A 313-nucleotide genomic window follows, 5' to 3' on the forward strand; every position below is an offset into this window, starting at 1 on the left:
CGTAGATCGTATGCGGTATTAGCGTAACTTTCGCTACGTTATCCCCCACTCCAGGGTACGTTCCGATATATTACTCACCCGTTCGCCACTCGCCACCAGAGCAAGCTCCGTGCTGCCGTTCGACTTGCATGTGTAAGGCATGCCGCCAGCGTTCAATCTGAGCCAGGATCAAACTCTTCAGTTTAATCTCTGTTACTTTGCCCTTTTACAGGCACCGTCATTGCTGACGGGTCGCTCACTCAAAAAACTGACAGGCTACTTCCGAAGAAGTATCCTATTTCATTATTTCTTGTGAACATTTGATATTTTAAGT

The 313-nt window shown here is 47.0% G+C and carries 1 rRNA gene; it reads right to left on the bottom strand.

Features of this window, described 5'->3' with window-relative positions:
* Positions 1–184: ribosomal RNA gene (locus AC0V2Y_RS28665) — 16S ribosomal RNA — on the bottom strand; the annotation flags it as partial.
* Positions 185–313 lie beyond the last annotated feature (129 nt).

The organism is Janthinobacterium sp. BHSEK (assembly GCF_056174685.1).